Source organism: Corallococcus aberystwythensis, from assembly GCF_003612165.1.
In the GTDB taxonomy this organism is placed as follows: Bacteria; Myxococcota; Myxococcia; order Myxococcales; family Myxococcaceae; genus Corallococcus; species Corallococcus aberystwythensis.
Genome location: NZ_RAWK01000037.1, coordinates 26,585 through 46,092, shown reverse-complemented (window position 1 = coordinate 46,092; position 19,508 = coordinate 26,585). Strand labels below are relative to the sequence as shown.

Below are 19,508 nucleotides of genomic sequence, written 5' to 3'. Positions count from 1 at the left end.
CGCCGGGTGGGCTTCAGGAGCACATCCAGCTTCTTCGACAGGCGGCCCAGTTCCTGGGTGATCTGCTGCACCTGGGACTGGCTGGCAACTCCCACCGCCTCCACGACCTTCGCCTGGAGCCCATCCAGCCGCTTGCGCAGCTCGACGCCCGCCTCGTCCACCTTCTTGGTCAGCTCCTGAACGCGGGGGTCCGCGCGCAGCTCACCGGCATGCACCTTCGTCCACAGGGCCTGGACCTCCTTCGCCGCCACCTGGCTCCGCGTCTCCAGCGTCCGGAAGGCCTTGTTCGCCTCCCCTTCCAGGCCCTGGAACCGCTTCTGCGCCTCGGAGAACCGCCCCTTCAGGTAGGCCTCCACGTTCTGCGTCACGCCCTGCTTCTCCGCTGCCTTCGCACTCGTCGTCGTCATGTCGTGCTCCCCCCCGGCTGCTACCGGGTCTCGTAACGTGATGCGTCAAGATAACGCACCGCGACATGCTGTCAAGCGGACAGAGGGCGGACTGTGCAAAACGAGAAAGCCGCCGCCCCGGCATGACACCAGGACGGCGGCTGGCTCACGAAGCGTCAGGGACGCTTCGGGGAATCACTAGGCGACGTCGGTGGACCGGGTGTCCGGCCGCGACGGCGGAGGGGCCAGCGGGCCGGTGTCGCCGTGGGTGGCGGCCAGGGCGGCCTCCATCTCGTTGACCTCGTCCGTGGGGCTCTCCACCTCGATGTCGAGGTGCTTGTAGTTCGGCAGGCCCGTGCCGGCGGGGATGAGCCGGCCCATGATGACGTTCTCCTTGAGGCCGCGCAGGTAGTCCACCTTGCCGTTGATGGCGGCCTCGGTGAGCACCTTCGTGGTCTCCTGGAACGACGCCGAGGAGATGAACGACTCGGTGGAGAGCGACGCCTTGGTGATGCCGAGCAGCAGGGGCTCGCCCACGGCCGGGCGCTTCCCTTCGGACATGACCTTCTCGTTCTCCTCCTCGAACACCCACTTCTCGACCTGCTCGTCGACCAGGAAGTTGGTGTCGCCCACGTCCGTGACGCGCACCCGGCGCAGCATCTGCCGGACGATCGTCTCGATGTGCTTGTCGTTGATCTTCACGCCCTGCAGTCGGTAGACCTCCTGCACTTCGTCCACCAGGTAGCGCGCGAGTTCCTTCTCGCCCAGCACCTTGAGGATGTCGTGCGGGTTGGCCGCGCCGTCCATCATCGCCTCGCCGGCCTTCACGCGGTCGCCGGAGTGGACGTTGATGCTCTTGCCCTTGGAGATCAGGTACTCCTTGGCCAGGTCCGCGCGCTGCTCGCCGCTCACCTCGGGGGTGATGATGAGCTTGCGCTTGCCCTTGGTGTCCTTGCCGAAGGACACCACGCCGTCGATCTCCGCGATCGCCGCCGCGTCCTTGGGCTTGCGCGCCTCGAAGAGCTCGGCCACGCGGGGCAGACCGCCCGTGATGTCCTTGGTCTTCGTCGTCTCACGCGGCACCTTGGCGATGACCTCGCCCGCGGAGATCTCATCCTGGTCGTTGACCGTGATGATCGCGCCCTGGGGCAGGAAGTAGCTCGCCTGGTTCTTGGAGGACGGCAGGTCCTTCACGTTGCCGGCCGCGTCGCGGATGGTGACGCGCGGACGCGCCTCCGGGTCCTTGGACTCGATGACCGTCTTGCGCGACAGGCCCGTGACCTCGTCGAGCGTCTCGGACATCGTCACGCCTTCGATGATGTCCTCGTAGCGCACGACACCGCCCACTTCCGTGAGCAGGGGAATCGCGAACGGGTCCCACTCGGCCACCAGCACGCCCGGCTCCAGCTTCTGGCCTTCCTTCACCAGGATGCGGGCGCCGTAGATGATCTGGTAGCGCTCGCGCTCGCGGCCCGACTCGTCGACGACGACGATCTCGCCGTTGCGGTTCATGGCCACCAGCGTGCCGTCCGCCTTCTGCACCGTGTTCAGGCCCGCGAACTTCACGGAACCCGCGTAGCGGTTCTCCAGGCTGGACTGCTCCGCGCGACGGGTCGCCGCGCCACCGATGTGGAAGGTGCGCATCGTGAGCTGCGTACCCGGCTCACCGATGGACTGCGCCGCGATGACGCCCACGGCCTCGCCCACGGACACCTTGCGGCCACGCGCCAGGTCACGGCCGTAGCACTCCACGCAGATGCCGCGCTTGGCCTGGCAGGTGAGCACCGAGCGGATCTTGACCTTGTCCAGGCCGCTGTTCTCGATGCGGCGGACGCGCTCCTCGTCGATCTCCTCGTTGGCGCGCACCAGCACCTCGCCCGTCACCGGGTCGAGGATGTCGTCCAGGGCCACGCGGCCCAGGATGCGCTCACCCAGCGGCTCGATGATCTCTCCGCCTTCGACCAGGGCGCCGATGAACAGACCGTCCATGGTGCCGCAGTCGTACTCGTTGATGATGGCGTCCTGCGCCACGTCCACGAGACGGCGGGTGAGGTAACCGGAGTTGGCCGTCTTGAGCGCCGTGTCCGCCAGACCCTTACGGGCGCCGTGCGTGGAGATGAAGTACTGGAGCACGGAGAGGCCTTCACGGAAGTTGGCCGTGATGGGCGTCTCGATGATTTCACCGGAGGGCTTGGCCATCAGGCCGCGCATACCGGCCAGCTGACGGATCTGCTGGGCGCTGCCGCGCGCGCCCGAGTCGGCCATGATGTAGATGGGGTTGAAGGACGGCTGCTTGCGCGTCGTGCGCACCCCGTCGTGGTAGCCCGTGGCCTCGTCGGTGGAGATCTGCTGCATCATCTCCTGGGCGACCTTCTCGGTGATCTCCGCCCAGATATCGATGACCTTGTTGTAGCGCTCACCGTCGGTGATGAGGCCTTCCAGGTACTGGTTCTCGATCTCCGCCACTTCCTTGCGCGCGTAGTCCAGGAACTCCTGCTTCTTCGCAGGGATGATCATGTCCTTGAGCGCGATGGAGATACCGGCGCGGGTCGCGTGGAAGTAGCCCGCGCTGCGGATGCGGTCGGCCAGCAGCACCGTCTCCTTCTCGCCCGTGAGGCGGTAGCAGAGGTCGATGAGGTTACCGAGCGACTTCTTGTCCAGGACCTTGTTGATGGCGTCGAAGCCCACGCGGCGCGGAACGACTTCCCACAGCAGCACGCGGCCGACCGTGGTCTCCTTGCGCTTGCCGTCGATGCGGCACACCACCTTGGCCTGCAGGTGGACCTCACCGTGGTCGTACGCGGCACGCACCTCGTCCGGCGACGCGAACACGCGGCCTTCGCCGTTGGCGAACTCGCGGGCGCGCGTCATGTAGTAGATGCCGAGCACCATGTCCTGCGTCGGGACGATGATGGGCTTGCCGTTCGCGGGGCTGAGGATGTTGTTCGTCGACATCATCAGCACGCGCGCTTCCATCTGGGCTTCGATGGACAGCGGCACGTGCACGGCCATCTGGTCGCCGTCGAAGTCCGCGTTGAACGCGGCGCACACCAGCGGGTGCAGCTGGATGGCCTTGCCCTCGATGAGGACGGGCTCGAAGGCCTGCATGCCCAGGCGGTGCAGCGTGGGGGCGCGGTTGAGGAGCACCGGGTGCTCGCGGATCACGTCCTCGAGGATGTCCCAGACCTCCGGACGCTCCTTCTCCACCATCTTCTTCGCGGACTTGATGGTGGTGACGTAGCCCTTCTCTTCAAGCTTGTTGTAGATGAACGGCTTGAAGAGCTCGAGCGCCATGATCTTCGGCAGGCCGCACTGGTGCAGGCGCAGCTCGGGACCCACGACGATGACGGAGCGGCCCGAGTAGTCCACGCGCTTGCCGAGCAGGTTCTGACGGAACCGGCCCTGCTTGCCCTTGAGCATGTCGGACAGCGACTTCAGCGGCCGCTTGTTCGGGCCGGTGATGGTCTTGCCGCGGCGGCCGTTGTCGAACAGCGCGTCGACGGCCTCCTGGAGCATCCGCTTCTCGTTGCGGATGATGATGTCCGGCGCGTTCAGTTCCTGCAGCCGCTTGAGGCGGTTGTTGCGGTTGATGACGCGGCGGTACAGGTCGTTGAGGTCGGAGGTCGCGAAGCGGCCACCGTCCAGGGGCACCAGCGGACGCAGGTCGGGCGGGATGACGGGGATGACGTCCAGCATCATCCACTCCGGCTTGTTGCCGGAGACGCGGAACGCCTCGGCCACCTTCAGGCGCTTGGCGTACTTCTTCCGCTTCGCCTCGCTGGTGGTCTCGCGCATGTCCTTGCGCAGTTCCTCGGACAGCTTTTCCACGTCCAGGGACTTGAGCATCTCGCGGACGGCCTCGCCGCCCATGCCCGCGGTGAACGAGTCCTCGCCGTGCTCCTGGAAGAGCCGGTGCATCTTCTCCTCGGAGACGAGCTCGCCACGCTGCAGCGGCGTCGCCTTCGGGTCGATGACCATGTAGCTCTCGCAGTACAGCACCTTCTCCATCTCCTTGAGGGTGATGTCGAGCAGGTTGCCGATGCGGCTGGGCAGCGACTTGAGGAACCAGATGTGGGCCACGGGCGTGGCCAGCGTGATGTGGCCCAGGCGCTCACGGCGCACCTTGGACTGGATGACCTCCACGCCGCACTTCTCGCACACGACGCCACGGTGCTTCATGCGCTTGTACTTGCCGCAGTTGCACTCGTAGTCCTTCACCGGCCCGAAGATGCGGGCGCAGAAGAGCCCGTCCCGCTCCGGCTTGAAGGTGCGGTAGTTGATCGTCTCCGGCTTCTTCACCTCGCCGTGCGACCACTGACGGATCTTGTCGGGCGACGCCAGCGCGATGCGGATGGCGTTGAACGACAGCGGGTCCTTCGGCTTCTCGAAGAAGTTGAAAATGTCCTTCACGTTGCCTCCGAAAACTTATGAGCGCTCAGGGCGCCAAACGTTTCGGGCCCCCGCCCCAGGTCCGGCCAGCCGCTCCCTCCACGAGGAAGCAGCCAGCCGGTCAGGCGGGCGCACCGGCTTCTTTGAAAAGGCCTAAGCCTCGGTCCCGGACTTCCGGTCCTCGCCGTCGCCGCCACCCAGGAAGTCACCGCCGAAGCTGCGCTGCCGCTCCGGGGGCGCGCTCTCCAGCAGCTCCACGTCCAGGGCCAGCGACTGGAGCTCCTTGAGGAGCACGTTGAACGACTCGGGCAGGCCGGACTCCAGGACGTTGTCGCCCTTGACGATCGCCTCGTACATGCGCGTGCGGCCCACCACGTCGTCCGACTTGACCGTGAGGAACTCCTGCAGCGTGTACGCCGCGCCGTAGGCCTCCATCGCCCACACTTCCATCTCGCCCAGACGCTGGCCGCCGAACTGGGCCTTGCCGCCCAGGGGCTGCTGCGTGACGAGCGAGTAGGGCCCGATGGAGCGCGCGTGGATCTTCTCGTCCACCAGGTGGTGCAGCTTGAGCATGTACATCACGCCCACGGTGACGTTCTGGTCGAACGGCTCACCAGTGCGGCCGTCGAAGAGCACCATCTGGCCCGAGCGGGGCAGGCGGCCCTCGTCGAAGAGGGCGTGCAGCTCCGTCTCGCGAGCGCCGTCGAACACCGGCGTCGCCACGTGGATGCCCTTCTTCAGGCGGCGGCAGAGGTCCTGGACCTCCTGGTCGGACAGGCCATCCACGAAGTCACCGAAGGCCTTGTCGTCGTAGACGGTCTTCAGCTGCTTCTTGAGCTGCTCGCCGCTGAAGTTCTCGTCGAGGTAGCGCTGCAGCTGCTCGCCCACGCCCTTCGCGGCCCAACCCAAGTGGACCTCGAGGATCTGCCCGATGTTCATGCGGCTGGGAACGCCGAGCGGGTTGAGGACGATGTCCACCGGACGGCCATCCTCCAGGTACGGCATGTCCTCCTCGGGGAGGACGCGGGACACGACGCCCTTGTTGCCGTGGCGGCCGGCCATCTTGTCGCCCACCGCCAGCTTGCGCTTGATGGCGACGTAGACCTTCACCATCTTGATGACGCCCGGGGGGAGCTCGTCGCCCTTCTTGATGCGGGCGATCTTCTCGCCGAAGGCCAGCTTCACGGCCTCCTTCGTGTCCTCCAGGCTGCGCAGGATGTCGCGCAGGCGCGCGTCCAGCGGATCGCCAACGGAGATTTCGCCCCAGTACTTGTACGGCACCGTGGCCAGCAGCTCGTCGTTGAGGATGTCCCCCTTCTTCAGGAGGATCTTCCCCTTGTCGTCCACGAGCTTGCCCTGGACCTCCTTGCCGCGGACCAGCCCGCGGAGGCGGCTGTACGCGGAGTCCTGGAGGACCTTGATCTCGTCATTCTGGTCCTTGAGGAGCTTCGCCTCCTCCATGGACTCGATCTGCTTGGCGCGCTCGTCCTTCTCCACGCCCTTGCGGCTGAACACCTTGGCGTTGATGACGGTGCCCACGACGCCCGGGGGCACGCGCAGGGAGCTGTCGCGCACGTCGCCGGCCTTCTCACCGAAGATGGCGCGCAGCAGCTTCTCTTCGGGGGAGAGCTGGGTCTCGCCCTTCGGAGTGATCTTGCCCACCAGCACGTCGCCGGGCTTCACCTCGGCGCCGATGCGGATGATGCCGCTCTCGTCCAGGTCCTTGAGGGCTTCCTCACCCACGTTCGGGATGTCGCGGGTGATCTCCTCCTTGCCCAGCTTGGTGTCGCGCGCGATGCACTCGAACTCCTCGATGTGGATGGACGTGAAGACGTCCTCCTTGAGGATGCGCTCGCTGAGCAGGATGGAGTCTTCGAAGTTGTAGCCCTGCCACGGCATGAACGCGACGACGATGTTCTGTCCCAGCGCCAGCTCACCGGTCTCGGTGGCCGGACCGTCCGCGATCACGTCGCCCTTCTTCACCCGGTCACCCTTGCGGATGATGGGCTTCTGGTTGAGGCACGTGTTCTGGTTGGAGCGCTGGTACTTGAGCAGGTTGTAGATGTCGACTTCGCTCGACACGTCGCTCAGGGCCGCGTTGGAGTCCGCCTTCACCACGATGCGGCTGGCGTCCACCGACTCCACGATGCCGTCACGGCGCGCCACGCAGGTGACGCCCGAGTCGCGGGCGACGATGGCCTCGATGCCCGTGCCCACGAGCGGCGCCGCCGTGCGCAGGAGCGGCACGGCCTGACGCTGCATGTTGGAGCCCATGAGCGCGCGGTTCGCGTCGTCGTTCTCCAGGAACGGGATGAGGGAGGCGGCCACCGACACCAGCTGGTTCGGGGACACGTCCATCAAGTCCACGTCCTCGGCCTTGACCTGGACGAACTCGCCGCTGCGGCGGCTCTGCACCAGCGCGTTGACGAACTTGCCCTTCTTGTCCGTCTCCGCGTTCGCCTGGGCGATGGTGTGCTTCTCCTCCTCGAGCGCCGAGTAGAAGGCCACGTCCCCCGTCACGCTGCCGGCATCCACCTTGCGGTACGGCGTCTCCACGAAGCCGAACTCGTTGACGCGCGCGTAGGTCGACAGCGACGCGATGAGGCCGATGTTCGGGCCTTCCGGCGTCTCGATGGGGCAGATGCGGCCGTAGTGCGTCGGGTGCACGTCGCGGACTTCGAAGCCCGCGCGCTCACGCGTCAGACCGCCAGGCCCGAGCGCGGACAGACGGCGCTTGTGCGTGACTTCCGAGAGCGGGTTCGTCTGGTCCATGAACTGCGACAGCTGGCTGGACCCGAAGAACTCCTTGATCACCGCCGTCACCGGCTTGGCGTTGATCAGGTCGTGCGGCATGAGCGTCTCGATCTCCTGGAGGCTCATGCGCTCCTTGATGGCGCGCTCCATGCGGACGAGACCGATGCGGTACTGGTTCTCCAGCAGCTCGCCCACCGCGCGGACGCGGCGGTTGCCCAGGTGGTCGATGTCGTCGATCGTCCCCTTGCCGTTCTTCAGGTCGATCAGGTAGCGGATGACCTCCAGGATGTCGCGCTTGGTCAGGATCTGACCGTCGAGGGGTTCCTCGAGGCTGAACTTGAAGTTCAGCTTGAGGCGGCCAACCTTGGACAGGTCGTAGCGCTCCGGGTTGAAGAACAGGTTGCTGAACAGGTTCGTCGCCGTCTCCGGCGTCGGGGGATCACCCGGGCGCAGGCGCCGGTAGATCTCCATGATGGCCTGCTCGGGCGACTCGATCTTGTCCAGCATCAACGTCTCACGCAGGTACGGACCCACGTTGAGGTTGTCGATGAAGAGGACCTTGAACTCCTTGATGTCGCGCTTGAGGAGTTCGTCCACCTTCTCCTGGGACACCTCCTCGTTGCACTCGAGGATGACCTCACCGGTGTTCTCGTCCACCACGTCGTAGGCGGACACCTTGGTGAAGAGCTCGTCCGCGTCGATGGGCAGCTTGGTCATCTTCGCCGCTTCGAGCTTCTTGATGGCGGCGCGCGTGAACTTGCGGTTCTTCTTGACGATCAGCTCACCGGACTTGGTCTTGATGTCGCGCGTGGCGCGCTGACCCGGCAGGAGCTCCAGCTCGACGGACTTCTCGAAGTCCGCGGCGCTCTGCAGGTAGATGGTCTCGGTGGCGTAGTAGTAGTTGAGGATCTCCTCGGTAGAACCCTTGAAGTCGAGCGGGTTCTTCTTCGCCGTGTCACCGACGGCGCCCAGGGCGCGGATGAGCACGGTGGCCGGCAGCTTGCGGCGCCGGTCGATGCGCACGTACAGCAGGTCCTTGTGGTCGAACTCGAAGTCGATCCACGAGCCGCGGTACGGGATGATGCGGGCGTTGTAGAGCAGCTTGCCCGACGAGTGGCTCTTGCCCTTGTCGTGGTCGAAGAACGCACCCGGGCTGCGGTGCAGCTGGCTCACCACGACGCGCTCGGTGCCGTTGATGATGAACGTACCGTTCTGGGTCATCAGCGGGATTTCGCCGAAGTAGACTTCCTGCTCCTTCACGTCGCGAATGGACTGGGCGCCGGTCTCCTCGTCCTTGTCCCAGACGACCAGGCGGACGACGACCTTGATGGGCGCAGAGTAGGTCATTCCGCGCTGGTGGCACTCATCGACGTCGTACTTCGGCTTCTCCAGGTGATAGCTCACAAACTCCAGCGAGGAGGTCTCGTTGAAGTCCCGGATCGGGAAGACGGACTTGAAGACACCCTGAAGGCCAAGGTCCTCACGCTTCTCCGGGGCGATGTCGGCCTGGAGGAACTTCTCGTAGGATTGCTTCTGGATGTTGATGAGATTGGGAATGTCGATGATCTTCGCGATTTTCGCGAAGGTCTTCCGCACGCGGAAATTGTTCTGGATCTGCGTCGGCATTCGGTCTCCGGGGACGGCTGCTCGGGCGGGGCAAACTTCAGTAACGCGCGGCGGCGCCGGGAAATTTGGCAAATGTCAAATGGGCAAAGCCGGTGCCCCAGCAAAGGGAGCACCGGCCTGCTCATCCGATCAGCAGGCTGCCCGGGATTTCCCGGAAGAACAGGGCAGCCCCTGTACAGAACTACTTGATCTCGACGGTGGCGCCAGCCGCGACGAGCTGGTCCTTGATCTTCTTGGCGTCGTCCTTGTTGACGCCTTCCTTGACCGTCTTGGGCGCGCCCTCGACCAGGTCCTTGGCCTCCTTCAGGCCCAGGCCGGTGATGGCGCGGATCTCCTTGATGACGTTGATCTTGTTGGCGCCGGCGTTCGCCAGCACCACGTTGAACTCCGTCTTCTCCTCGACAGGAGCGGCGGCGGCGGCAGGGCCCGCGGAGGCCACGGCCACGGCGGCGGCGGAAACGCCCCACTTCGCCTCAAGCTGCTTCACGAGCTCGGCCGCTTCCATGACGGTGAGCGAAGAGAGCTGGTCGACAATCGAATTCAGGTCAGCCATTGAACTGTGTCCTTCTGCGGTTGACTAACGGCGGGCGACCCATCTGGGCTGCCGCGCCGAAGAGGTTGCGGTAGAAAAACTTCTCGGGATGATTACTGCCCCTGCGACTTGTCCGCGTTGGCCTGCAGCACCCGCGCGAGCTGCGACCCGGGGGCCGCGATGGTCCGAACCAGCTTGCCTGCCGGCTGGTTGAGCATGCCGAGCAACTGCCCGCGCAGCTCATTGAGGCCCGGCATCTTCGCCAGCGCCTTCACGCCGTTGGCATCAATCTTCTTGCCGTCCACCACGGCGCTACGGACCTTGATGGTCTCCATGTCCTTGATGAAATCCATCAGGATCTTCGCAGGAGCCACCACGTCGTCGTAGCTGATGCACAGGGCCACGGGACCGGTGAAGTCATCCGAAATCGCGGAGACGGTCGTGCCCTCAGCGGCACGGCGCGCCAGCGTGTTCTTGATGACCTTGTACTCGACCTTGCCCTCGCGGAACTTGCGACGCAGCTTGGTGACGGTCTCCACGTCCACCTTGGAGAATTCGGCGACCACCGCCGTCTTCGTCCGGGCGAACTTCTCGTGGAGCTCCTTGATCATCTCTTCCTTCTCGCTCTTCAGCACCTTGACTCACCTCCTTCATGGCCCGACCTGACGGTCGGGCGTGATGCCTGGGCCAAAGTGGCAGAGCGAGAGGGGGGCCTCCGAGAGGCACCACACCGCACCTCCAGTCTCGGCAGGGCTGACCTTGCGGCCGTTTGAACCAGGAGTGGATGGACGGCCCGACCGGTTGCCCGGTTCCCAACGGACGCGTCTTCTCCCTTCCAGGTCCCTGCTGTCATGAACCAGGTCGGAACGCCGCGTCTCTCGACATGGCGCCCCAATTGCAAAAGCCGGGGGCCTATACCCCCGGCTTTCGCAAAGATCCAGCACTTTCTATCGGGCTGACATTCAGCGGACTCGGGAATGACGCTCCCCGTCAGGGAGCGCACCCTTCCCTGCCCGTCCTGACACCCGCGATTAGCGGTGGCGCGCCAGGATTTCCGTGGTGTCGAGCTTGATGCCCGGCCCCATGGTCGTCGAGATGGCGATGCCCTGCAGGTACACGCCCTTGGCGGTGGCCGGCTTGAGCTTCATCACCAGGTCCACCAGCGCGTTGAAGTTCGCCTCGAGCTTGTCCGCGGGGAAGGAGGCCTTGCCCATCTTCGCGTGGACGATGCCCGCCTTCTCCGCGCGGAAGTCCACCTTACCGCCCTTGGAGTCGCGGATGGCCTTGGCGACGTCCATGGTCACCGTGCCGACCTTCGGGTTCGGCATGAGGCCGCGGGGACCGAGCACCTTACCGAGCCGGCCGACGATACCCATCATGTCCGGCGTCGCGATGACAGTGTCGAAGTCGAGGAAGCCCTCCTCGATGCGCTTCTGGAGGTCCTCGGCGCCCACGATGTCCGCGCCGGCGTTGGCGGCCTCGGTGGCGCGCTCACCCTTGGCGAACACGGCCACGCGCACGGTGGCGCCGGTGCCGTGCGGGAGCACCACGGCGCCACGGACCATCTGGTCCGCGTGCTTCGGGTCCACGCCCAGGTTGATGGCGACGTCGACCGTCTGGTCGTACTTCGTCGCGCGGGTCTCGACGGTCTTCTTCAGCAGCGCGAAGCCCTCGGCGACGGCGTAGCGCTTGTTGCGGTCCACCAGCTCGTTGGACGCGCGGAACTTCTTTCCATTGGTAGCCATGGCAGGAATCCTTGAGAGATGGGGCGGGCTAGCCGACGACGTCGATGCCCATGGAGCGCGCGGTGCCGGCAATGGTGTTCATGCAGGCTTCGATGGACGCGGCGGTGGTGTCCTGGATCTTCTTCTTGGCGATCTCTTCCACCTGCTGGCGGGTGATCGTCCCCACCTTCTCCTTGCCCGGCTTCTTCGCGCCCGAACCCTTCTTCTTCTCCGTGTGGAGACCCGCGGCCTTCTTGATGAGGATGGCGGCGGGGGGGGTCTTCAGGATGAAGGTGAAGGAGCGGTCCTGATACACGGTGATGATCACCGGGATGATCAGACCCTCCTTGGCCTCCGCCTGCGTCTTGGCGTTGAACTGCTTGCAGAACTCCATGATGTTCACGCCCTGCTGACCGAGCGCGGGACCAATCGGCGGGGCGGGGTTCGCCTTGCCGGCGGGAATCTGCAACTTGACCTGACCTGTGACCTTCTTCATCGGCGGACTGCTGCCTTTCGAGAGGGTGGTTCCAACGGGCCGCCAGACGGGGCGACCCTCCCACCCGTTGATCCGCGCCCGTCACCCGGGCGCGGAAGACCTTTGAAACTAGCCGGTGGTCTTCTCCACCTGCATGAAGTCGAGCTCCACGGGGGTCGCACGGCCGAAGATGCTGACGAGCACGCGCACGCGGCCCTTCTCCGGGTTGACCTCTTCCACGGTGCCATTGAAGTTGGCGAACGGGCCGTCGATGACGCGCACCGTGTCGCTGGTCTCGAACTGGACCTTGGGCTTGGCCTTGTGGGCGCCCTCGGTGACCTGCGCGGTGAGGCGCTCGACCTCGCGGTCCGACATGGGCCGGGGCTGCTCGTTCTGACCGACGCCCGGGAACCCCGTCACCTTGGAGGTGTTCTTCACCAGGTGGACGGTGGTGTCGCTAAGCTCCATCTGGACGAAGATGTAGCCCGGGAAGAGCTTGCGGCGGGTGGTCTTCTTCTCGCCGTTCACCATCTCCACGACCTGCTCCATGGGGATGAGGATCTCACCAATCAGATCCTGGTCCTGCAGGCCCTTGAGGCGCACCTGCTCTTCCAGGTTCTTCTTCGCCTGGTTCTCGTAGTTCGAGTAGGTCTGGACCGTGAACCATTTCTTCGCCATTACAGCTTCCCCCACAGGGCAGGCAGCCACTCCACCATCAAGTTGTAGGCGACGGTGTCGATGCAGAAGAGCAGAACGGCCGCCACCAGCGAGGCGACGACCACGGCCATGGTCGATGCGCGGGTCTCCGACCAGGTAGGCCAGGTGACCTTCATCAATTCGGACGCCACGTCGATGGAGAGGGTGTGCGTGCGAGGGTGAAAGTAGGCCGCCAGCACCAGGGCCAGGGCAGCCACATAGCCCACCAGCGTCGACACGCGCCAGCCGAGCCCTTCGAAGAGCTCCACGTCGTTCCAGCCGAACCGGCTCCAGAGCAACCCGAAGACGTGCTCCAGGAAGAGGGCCAGGACGATGGCAACGACGAGATAAAAGATGACCACGAGCCGCTTGGGGTCGATGCCCGAGCGGTTAGCCTGCTGGCTGGCCTCAGATGCCGTCGCCATGGTGCCTCACGAGGGACTGCGGAAGCGGGACTGCGAAAAGGCAGGGACCCCCGGCACCGCTCGGTACCGGGGGTCCCTGTACTGAAGCTGGCAGGCCAGGAGGGATTCGAACCCCCAACACGCGGATTTGGAGACCGCTGCTCTACCGTTGGAGCTACTGGCCTAAACCTTCATGGAACGGACGACCTAGACCTTGCCTTCCTTGTGGTCCGTGTGCTTGCGGCAGCGAGGACAGAACTTGCTCAGTTCGAGCTTGTCCTGGCTCTTCCGCTTGTTCTTCGTGGTCGTGTAGTTCCGCTCTTTGCACGTGGTGCATTCGAGCGAGATGATGGAACGGTTACCCTTAGGCATGGTTCATTTCACCAGATGCGAGAAGGGAAGGCTACAAAAGCAGCCCTCCCCTCCGCAACTCAGTGCCCGTGAAAGCCGGTCGGCGGGAAGCCGACTAGGCGATGATCTCCGCAACGACGCCGGCGCCCACCGTACGGCCACCCTCGCGGACGGCGAACCGGAGCTCCTTCTCCATCGCGACCGGGGTGATGAGCTCCACCTCGATGGCGATGTTGTCGCCCGGCATGACCATCTCGACGTTGTCCGGCAGCTTCACCGTGCCCGTCACGTCCGTGGTGCGGAAGTAGAACTGCGGACGGTACCCCTTGAAGAACGGGGTGTGGCGGCCGCCCTCTTCCTTCGACAGCACGTAAATCTGCGCCTTGAACTTCGTGTGCGGCGTGATGCTGCCCGGCTTCGCCAGCACCTGGCCGCGCTCCATGTCCTCGCGCTTGAGGCCACGCACCAGCGCGCCGATGTTGTCGCCCGCCCGGCCCTCGTCCAGCAGCTTGCGGAACATCTCCACGCCCGTCACCACCGTCTTCTGCGTCGCACGCAGACCGACGACTTCGACTTCCTCGCCCACCTTGATGATGCCGCGCTCCACGCGGCCCGTGGCCACCGTGCCACGGCCGGCGATGGAGAAGACGTCTTCCACCGGCATCAGGAAGGGCTTGTCCGTCGCGCGCTGCGGCGTCGGAATGTACGCGTCCACCGCCTCCATCAGCTTCAGGATGGCCGGCTCGCCGATGTCGCTGGTGTCACCCTCCAGCGCCTTCACCGCGGAGCCGGGGACGATGGGGATGCTGTCGCCGGGGAACTCGTACTTCTTCAGGAGGTCACGCACCTCCATCTCCACCAGCTCGCGCAGCTCCGGGTCATCCAGCAGGTCCACCTTGTTCAGGAAGACCACGATGTAGGGCACGCCCACCTGGCGCGCCAGCAGGATGTGCTCGCGCGTCTGGGGCATCGGGCCGTCCGCCGCCGACACCACCAGGATGGCGCCGTCCATCTGCGCCGCGCCCGTAATCATGTTCTTCACGTAGTCGGCGTGCCCCGGGCAGTCGACGTGCGCGTAGTGGCGGTTCTTCGTCTTGTACTCCACGTGCGCCGTGGAGATGGTGATGCCGCGCTCGCGCTCTTCCGGCGCCTTGTCAATCTGGTCGTACGCCAGGAACGTGGCGCCGCCCGTCTTGGCCAGCACCTTCGTGATGGCCGCCGTCAGCGACGTCTTGCCGTGGTCCACGTGCCCAATCGTTCCGATGTTCACGTGGGGCAGGCTGCGATCGAACTTTTCCTTGGACATGACACTCCTCGAAAAATGGAGCCCTGAACCAGGATTGAACTGGTGACCTCGTCCTTACCAAGGACGCGCTCTGCCAACTGAGCTATCAGGGCTTGGCGATGCACTACAACGGTTGGAGCGGGAAATGGGATTCGAACCCACGACATTCAGCTTGGAAGGCTGACGCTCTACCAACTGAGCTATTCCCGCATTGCCGAGTGGAGAGAGGTGGATTCGAACCACCGTAGGCATAGAGCCGGCAGATTTACAGTCTGCTCCCTTTGGCCGCTCGGGCATCTCTCCAGATATTCGCTTGTGGTGCTGCGTGCTGCTTCCCTACTCCATCCTGCTTCCGCGTCCCGGGCCCTTGTCCGCGGCCCGTCCTACCTGGCCGGCGGCGGGATTTGAACCCGCGACCTACTGATTACAAATCAGTTGCTCTACCGACTGAGCTACACCGGCATCCATCCAGCAACTGCCCCGCCCTACCTCATCCCGGACGGACCGTCAACCCCTCGGCAGCGGCTTGCGAGGCGCGACCTTTTAAAAGCCCCCACTCTCCAAGTCAAGGAGATTGATCCGGGGTTTTCAGCGGGAAGGCCGGCCCCGCTGACGGGCGACCTCGTATAGCAGAATCGCGGCGGAAACAGACGCATTCAGTGAACTGACCTGACCGACCATGGGAATCCGGAGGCGGAAGTCGCAGTGCTTGAGGACGCCTTCCCTCACGCCCGCTCCCTCGGCCCCCACCACCAGCGCCAGGGGCCCGTCCAGGCGGGCGCTCCACAGAGGCTCGGCGCCTTCAATGTCCGCGGCCGCGACCCAGAGGCCCGCTTCCTTCAGCTGCTCCAGGGACCGGGAGATGTTGGTGACGCGCGCGATGGGGCAGTATTCGACGGCGCCCGCGGAGGCCTTGGCCACCGTGCCTGTCACCTGCACGGCGCGGTCCTTGGCCAGCACGACGCCGTGAGCCCCGAGTGCGTGGGCCGAGCGGATGATGGCGCCCAGGTTGTGCGGGTCCTGGATGCCGTCCAGCACGACGACGAGCGCGGGCTGCTTCTTGGCCTTCGCGGCGTCGAGCACGTCCTCCAACTCGACGTACTGGAAGCCGCGCAGTTCGGCGACCACGCCCTGGTGCACGCCGCCCTCCGCCATGGAGGTCAGGCGTTCCCGGCCGACCTTCTCCACCCGGACGCCCGCGTCCCGAGCGCGGCTGAGCAGCTCGCCCGCGGCCTTGGCGCCGACCTGCCCGTCGACGATGAAGAGGCGCTCCACCGCGTCGGGGTGGGCGCGCAGGGCCTCCAGCACGGGGTTGACGCCATGGACGTAGCGCGGGGCTTCGTGGCCGCCGCGGTCGCTACCGGAAGGCTTGGGAGGGCGCTCTCGCATGGGGGCTACTGGACCTCCACGGGCAGCGAGAAGGTCTTCTTCTGACGGGCGCAGATCTTCTCCGTGCAGATGAAGAAGGTCAGCGTCGCGTCCAGCGTGCCCTTGCCGGCGGACACCGCGGTGAAGGGGACCTCGAAGCGCGGATCCACGAACTGCTGGCCGGCGGCCTTCTTCGCCACCGACTGTTCGCGGGTCAGCGTCTTCCGGGCGGGCGTCAGCTGCTTGCCCGTCAGCTCCAGCTTCAGCGGGGCCTCGTCGGAGACATGGGCGCCGGGCTTCGACTTGATGGCGAGCACGAACGTCCCCTGCCCTCCGGCCTTCACCTGCGTGGACGTCCCCTCGGTCGTGACTTCATAGAGGGTGGCGGGGTCCACGTCCTGGGCCAGCACCGGCGCGCCGACGAGCGTCAGCAGCAGGGGGGCCAGGGTCGGGAGGCGGCGGAGGCTGGGCATGGGTGTCTCCAGGAAGGCGGCGTTCGTATACCGGGGCTTCGGACGCGCGGGGAGCGCTTTCTCTTCTAACTCCCCGGAGCGTTCACCTTCACGACGCCCTTGCGCCCCGGCGGCGGGGGCAGGGCCTGGGGCGTCTCCAGGACGGCGCTCCAGACGGGGGCGGCGCCCGCGACGAGCGCCTCCGCGCGCTGGATGATGGGCGTGGCCAGGTCCAGGCCCGTCGCGGCTTCCATCTCCAGGAGCGCGGGCGAGCTGTTCACCTCGAAGACCTTGGGGTGTCCCTGGACGTCCAGGATGTCCACCGCCGCGACCTCCAGGCCCACGAGCCGGGCGACCTTCTCCGCCGTGGCGCGGTGGCTGGGGGTCAGCGTCATGGCCTCCAGCCGGGCGCCCCGGTTCAGCGTGTGTGAGAGCCGGCCGGGGCGCGGCTTGCGCAGCACACAGGCGATGGCCTCTCCGCCCACCACGAGGACGCGCACGTCCTGGCCGGTGCTCCGCACGTACTCCTGCATGACGAGGTTGTGCCCCAGCCCGAGCACCGCCTCGAGCGCGGCCTCCAGCGACTGGAGGCTCTCGCAGACCATCACGCCGTGCTTCTCCTGTCCTTGGAGGAGCTTCACCAGCACGGGCACCCCGCCCACGAGCCCGACCATCTCCTTGAGGTGGGCCGCGTCCCGGGCCATCACCGTGGCAGGGACGTCGATGCCGTGGGCGGACAGGAGTTGGAGCGAGCGCATCTTGTTGCGCGACTGCGCGATGGCCTGGGCATGGTTCACCAGGGGCACGCGTGCCAGGCCGAACTGGTTCACCACCGCGAGCCCGTAGGTGCTGATGGACAGGGCGATGCGCGGGATGACGACGTCGGTGGGCGTGAGCTTCTTGCGGTCGTAGAAGAGGGTCGCCTGGCTGCCCCCGTCCAGATGCATCTGCACCCGGAGCGGGTTGAGCACGCGGACCCGGTGCCCCCTCGCGCGGCCTGCTTCGACGATCCGCCGCGTGGACGAGATGGAAGCGGAGCGCGAGAGGACGGTGATTTTCATGGCGGAGGCGACCGGCGAGGCGAGGACCCTATAATCCCCGCCCCCGCCCGCGTAAAGCCGCCTCCGCCTGCCTGCTGCCTAGAGCTGGCGGATGGCGCGCACTTCGACCGTCACAGGGTCTTCCGGACGCGACGCCTCCAGCTTCGTGCAGGCGCTGCCCGTGAACCGCACGCCCCCCTCTTCCAGCGACCAGGTGTCGGGGCCCGCGAGCGTGCGCTCGCCGTCGATGTAGACGACGATGAGCTTTTCGTCGGAGGGCAGCTGGCTCTTCTCGAGCGGGGTGAAGCACGGCTCACCCGGCAGGAACCGCTCGCTGATGGACTTCAGCGCGCTCGCCAGTTCTTCGCGATTGCCCGCCTGGTAGAAGGAACGGCCGCACAGTCCGGTCGCGACGTCGCAGGTGTCCCCCGCGCCGCAGTCAACTGTGGCCTTGCAGGTGCGCGCGTAGCCGCCCGCGCGCGCCATCTCGTTGAGGACGCTGGGACCGTCACCCACCGACGTCTCCGCGCCGAAGCCGATGACGATGGTGGAGATCTTGTTCGTCTGCAGCGCCTCGACGGCCGCCACGGAGGCGTTCTTGTCGAGGCAACCACGGGTGTAGTACGGGGCTTCCGGGGACAGGCACGCGCTCGCGGGCTCGACCACGCAGCGGCACTCGGGGCTGCTACCGTTGTACTGGTTCTTTTCGTTGCAGTTAGGCAGACCGTCGGTCAGCAGGATGATGATGCGATCGCGGTCCTCGGATGGGCCACTGAAGAGGGTGCCCGTGAACTTCAGGCTCTCGCCCGTCGGCGTACCACCCTGGGGACGGCCCTGGCCGCCGTTGGGGATGGACTGGATGCTGTCATTCACCGAGTTCGCGTGAAGCAGGAGCTCCTCGTCCAGATCCTTGTCGACGGGGATGCTGACGCGGACGCTCTCTCCGGTGGTGGCAGGCGCGCAGAGCTGGGCGGCGCTCGGTTTCTGCGGAGGCGGCAGCTGAGGCGGAGGCACCGGATAGGTCGTCAGGCCGAAGCGGACCAGCTTGCCGCTCTCCGCGAGGAACGGGCCCATGGCGCCCTGCAGCTCCGACCAGCGCGTGGGGCACTTCGAAGTATCGCAGGGGTAGTCCTCACCACAGGCGAAGACATAACCGTCCTCGGTGAGGTCGCACACGCGCGTGCCGTTGACGACCAGATCCGCGTTGACCGGCTTCGTCATCGAGCCGGAGATGTCCACGAGGAGCATCACGTCCGGCTTGCTCCGGCGGGCAGTGATCACCGTCTCCTTCGTCGTCTGGGCGATGGCGAGCGGATCCACCGGCTCGAAGTCATAGGTCTGACAGCCGGCCATGACGGCAACACCGAGGGTGCCGGCCAGCAGTGCGCTCAGGGGGGTCAACTTGGCGCGCATAGGCTTTGAGGATTCCTTCCAGGGGGGAACAACGAACTGCGAATGCCCCAGCGTAACGCGTGGACGCCCACCGAGGCTACAGCGACGCGCGGCAGGCAGGTTCCATTCAGGTAATGCTGCCAAGTTGCAACGTCAGGCGATCCACGGGGGCAGGTTCGAATCCCCTGTCGGACATCCGCCTCCTTCCCGAGGGTGGGAACCGGCCCCGGAGGCCGCTCACAGCGTGAGGACGCGTGCGCCTTCGGTCAGCCTCCAGATGGAGGCCAGGCCCATGACCTCGTCCAGCGTGCCGTGCAGGTCCTGGGGTGAGAGGCCACAGATGCGCACCGTGGTGTCGCAGGCCACGAGCTTCGCGCCCAGGGCACGGGCCTCCTCCAGCATGCGGGCCGGAGTGGGGACATTGAGCCCTTCGGCCCGGGCCGCCTCGGTGCGCTCGCGCTCGCTGTGCGCCAGGCCGAAGCCGCCGCGGACCAGCTGGCGCAGGGCCTCGAAGGCGAAGACGAAATAGACGTCGTCACCCATCGCGGCGGCGGTGATGCCCATGGAGGCCGCCTGATAGGCGGGCTCGTACGTGGCGTGTTGGAGGAAGAAGAAGACGCGTCCGGCCATGGTG

At 65.8% G+C, this 19,508-nt stretch carries 16 protein-coding genes and 5 tRNA genes; all 21 read right to left on the bottom strand.

The features are described 5' to 3' along the window. Positions 1-407, bottom strand: a 407-nt coding sequence (locus tag D7W81_RS08405) for a hypothetical protein (protein ID WP_120554810.1), incomplete at its 3' end; no start/stop codon positions are given. 177 nt (positions 408-584) lie between these two features. After that, the gene (gene rpoC, locus D7W81_RS08400) at positions 585-4,796 is read right to left on the bottom strand and encodes a DNA-directed RNA polymerase subunit beta' (protein ID WP_120554809.1); all 4,212 of its coding nucleotides are present in this window, start codon (positions 4,794-4,796) and stop codon (positions 585-587) included. A 132-nt stretch (positions 4,797-4,928) separates the two neighbouring features. Continuing rightward, positions 4,929-9,155, bottom strand: a complete 4,227-nt coding sequence (gene rpoB, locus D7W81_RS08395) for a DNA-directed RNA polymerase subunit beta (protein ID WP_120554808.1) — start codon at positions 9,153-9,155, stop codon at positions 4,929-4,931. 181 nt (positions 9,156-9,336) lie between these two features. Continuing rightward, positions 9,337-9,708, bottom strand: coding sequence for a 50S ribosomal protein L7/L12 (gene rplL, locus D7W81_RS08390; RefSeq protein WP_120526759.1), 372 nt, complete (start codon positions 9,706-9,708; stop codon positions 9,337-9,339). A gap of 92 nt (positions 9,709-9,800) precedes the next feature. Beyond that, complete coding sequence (gene rplJ / locus D7W81_RS08385) at positions 9,801-10,322, bottom strand: 50S ribosomal protein L10 (RefSeq protein ID WP_120554807.1); 522 nt, start codon at positions 10,320-10,322, stop codon at positions 9,801-9,803. A 396-nt stretch (positions 10,323-10,718) separates the two neighbouring features. Then, the gene (gene rplA / locus D7W81_RS08380) at positions 10,719-11,432 is read right to left on the bottom strand and encodes a 50S ribosomal protein L1 (protein ID WP_120554806.1); all 714 of its coding nucleotides are present in this window, start codon (positions 11,430-11,432) and stop codon (positions 10,719-10,721) included. A gap of 28 nt (positions 11,433-11,460) precedes the next feature. Continuing rightward, complete coding sequence (gene rplK, locus D7W81_RS08375; protein ID WP_120554805.1) at positions 11,461-11,907, bottom strand: 50S ribosomal protein L11; 447 nt, start codon at positions 11,905-11,907, stop codon at positions 11,461-11,463. A 108-nt stretch (positions 11,908-12,015) separates the two neighbouring features. Then, entirely contained in the window at positions 12,016-12,564 is a 549-nt protein-coding gene (nusG, locus tag D7W81_RS08370; protein ID WP_014397772.1) for a transcription termination/antitermination protein NusG, read from the bottom strand. After that, positions 12,564-13,007 carry a preprotein translocase subunit SecE gene (secE, locus tag D7W81_RS08365; RefSeq protein WP_120554804.1) on the bottom strand — a complete coding sequence of 148 codons (444 nt, stop codon included), beginning with the start codon at positions 13,005-13,007 and terminating at the stop codon, positions 12,564-12,566. Before secE ends, nusG begins: the two co-directional genes overlap by 1 nt. 88 nt (positions 13,008-13,095) lie before the next feature. After that, positions 13,096-13,171, bottom strand: a tRNA-Trp gene (locus D7W81_RS08360). Between the two features lie 22 nt (positions 13,172-13,193). Then, entirely contained in the window at positions 13,194-13,358 is a 165-nt protein-coding gene (gene rpmG, locus D7W81_RS08355; RefSeq protein WP_002617522.1) for a 50S ribosomal protein L33, read from the bottom strand. A gap of 94 nt (positions 13,359-13,452) precedes the next feature. Next, entirely contained in the window at positions 13,453-14,643 is a 1,191-nt protein-coding gene (gene tuf / locus D7W81_RS08350; protein ID WP_120553369.1) for an elongation factor Tu, read from the bottom strand. Positions 14,644-14,659: 16 nt separating this feature from the next. Next, a tRNA-Thr gene (locus D7W81_RS08345) sits at positions 14,660-14,735 on the bottom strand. Between the two features lie 21 nt (positions 14,736-14,756). Beyond that, positions 14,757-14,832: transfer RNA gene (locus D7W81_RS08340), tRNA-Gly, on the bottom strand. Positions 14,833-14,841: 9 nt separating this feature from the next. Further along, positions 14,842-14,925, bottom strand: a tRNA-Tyr gene (locus D7W81_RS08335). 86 nt (positions 14,926-15,011) lie between these two features. Further along, positions 15,012-15,084, bottom strand: a tRNA-Thr gene (locus D7W81_RS08330). 126 nt (positions 15,085-15,210) lie between these two features. Continuing rightward, positions 15,211-16,011, bottom strand: coding sequence for a 23S rRNA (guanosine(2251)-2'-O)-methyltransferase RlmB (gene rlmB / locus D7W81_RS08325; RefSeq protein WP_120554803.1), 801 nt, complete (start codon positions 16,009-16,011; stop codon positions 15,211-15,213). A gap of 5 nt (positions 16,012-16,016) precedes the next feature. Then, positions 16,017-16,463 carry a hypothetical protein gene (locus D7W81_RS08320; protein ID WP_120554802.1) on the bottom strand — a complete coding sequence of 149 codons (447 nt, stop codon included), beginning with the start codon at positions 16,461-16,463 and terminating at the stop codon, positions 16,017-16,019. 65 nt (positions 16,464-16,528) lie between these two features. After that, on the bottom strand, positions 16,529-17,503 hold the full coding sequence (locus D7W81_RS08315) for an ATP-grasp domain-containing protein (protein ID WP_120554801.1): 975 nt from the start codon (positions 17,501-17,503) through the stop codon (positions 16,529-16,531). A 78-nt stretch (positions 17,504-17,581) separates the two neighbouring features. Continuing rightward, entirely contained in the window at positions 17,582-18,895 is a 1,314-nt protein-coding gene (cglB, locus tag D7W81_RS08310; RefSeq protein WP_120554800.1) for an adventurous gliding motility lipoprotein CglB, read from the bottom strand. A gap of 216 nt (positions 18,896-19,111) precedes the next feature. Continuing rightward, positions 19,112-19,504, bottom strand: a complete 393-nt coding sequence (locus D7W81_RS08305; RefSeq protein WP_120554799.1) for a DsrE family protein — start codon at positions 19,502-19,504, stop codon at positions 19,112-19,114. Positions 19,505-19,508 lie beyond the last annotated feature (4 nt).

What these genes read in the sequence shown, in the direction of transcription:
- secE (WP_120554804.1), bottom strand. Translation starts at nt 13,007, where the DNA reads ATGGCGACGGCATCTGAGGCCAGCCAGCAGGCTAACCGCTCGGGCATC.
- rpmG (WP_002617522.1), bottom strand. Translation starts at nt 13,358, where the DNA reads ATGCCTAAGGGTAACCGTTCCATCATCTCGCTCGAATGCACCACGTGC.
- nusG (WP_014397772.1), bottom strand. Translation starts at nt 12,564, where the DNA reads ATGGCGAAGAAATGGTTCACGGTCCAGACCTACTCGAACTACGAGAAC.
- D7W81_RS08305 (WP_120554799.1), bottom strand. Translation starts at nt 19,504, where the DNA reads ATGGCCGGACGCGTCTTCTTCTTCCTCCAACACGCCACGTACGAGCCC.
- D7W81_RS08320 (WP_120554802.1), bottom strand. Translation starts at nt 16,463, where the DNA reads ATGCCCAGCCTCCGCCGCCTCCCGACCCTGGCCCCCCTGCTGCTGACG.
- cglB (WP_120554800.1), bottom strand. Translation starts at nt 18,895, where the DNA reads ATGCGCGCCAAGTTGACCCCCCTGAGCGCACTGCTGGCCGGCACCCTC.
- rlmB (WP_120554803.1), bottom strand. Translation starts at nt 16,011, where the DNA reads ATGCGAGAGCGCCCTCCCAAGCCTTCCGGTAGCGACCGCGGCGGCCAC.
- D7W81_RS08315 (WP_120554801.1), bottom strand. Translation starts at nt 17,503, where the DNA reads ATGAAAATCACCGTCCTCTCGCGCTCCGCTTCCATCTCGTCCACGCGG.
- rpoB (WP_120554808.1), bottom strand. Translation starts at nt 9,155, where the DNA reads ATGCCGACGCAGATCCAGAACAATTTCCGCGTGCGGAAGACCTTCGCG.
- rplL (WP_120526759.1), bottom strand. Translation starts at nt 9,708, where the DNA reads ATGGCTGACCTGAATTCGATTGTCGACCAGCTCTCTTCGCTCACCGTC.
- rplA (WP_120554806.1), bottom strand. Translation starts at nt 11,432, where the DNA reads ATGGCTACCAATGGAAAGAAGTTCCGCGCGTCCAACGAGCTGGTGGAC.
- rplK (WP_120554805.1), bottom strand. Translation starts at nt 11,907, where the DNA reads ATGAAGAAGGTCACAGGTCAGGTCAAGTTGCAGATTCCCGCCGGCAAG.
- tuf (WP_120553369.1), bottom strand. Translation starts at nt 14,643, where the DNA reads ATGTCCAAGGAAAAGTTCGATCGCAGCCTGCCCCACGTGAACATCGGA.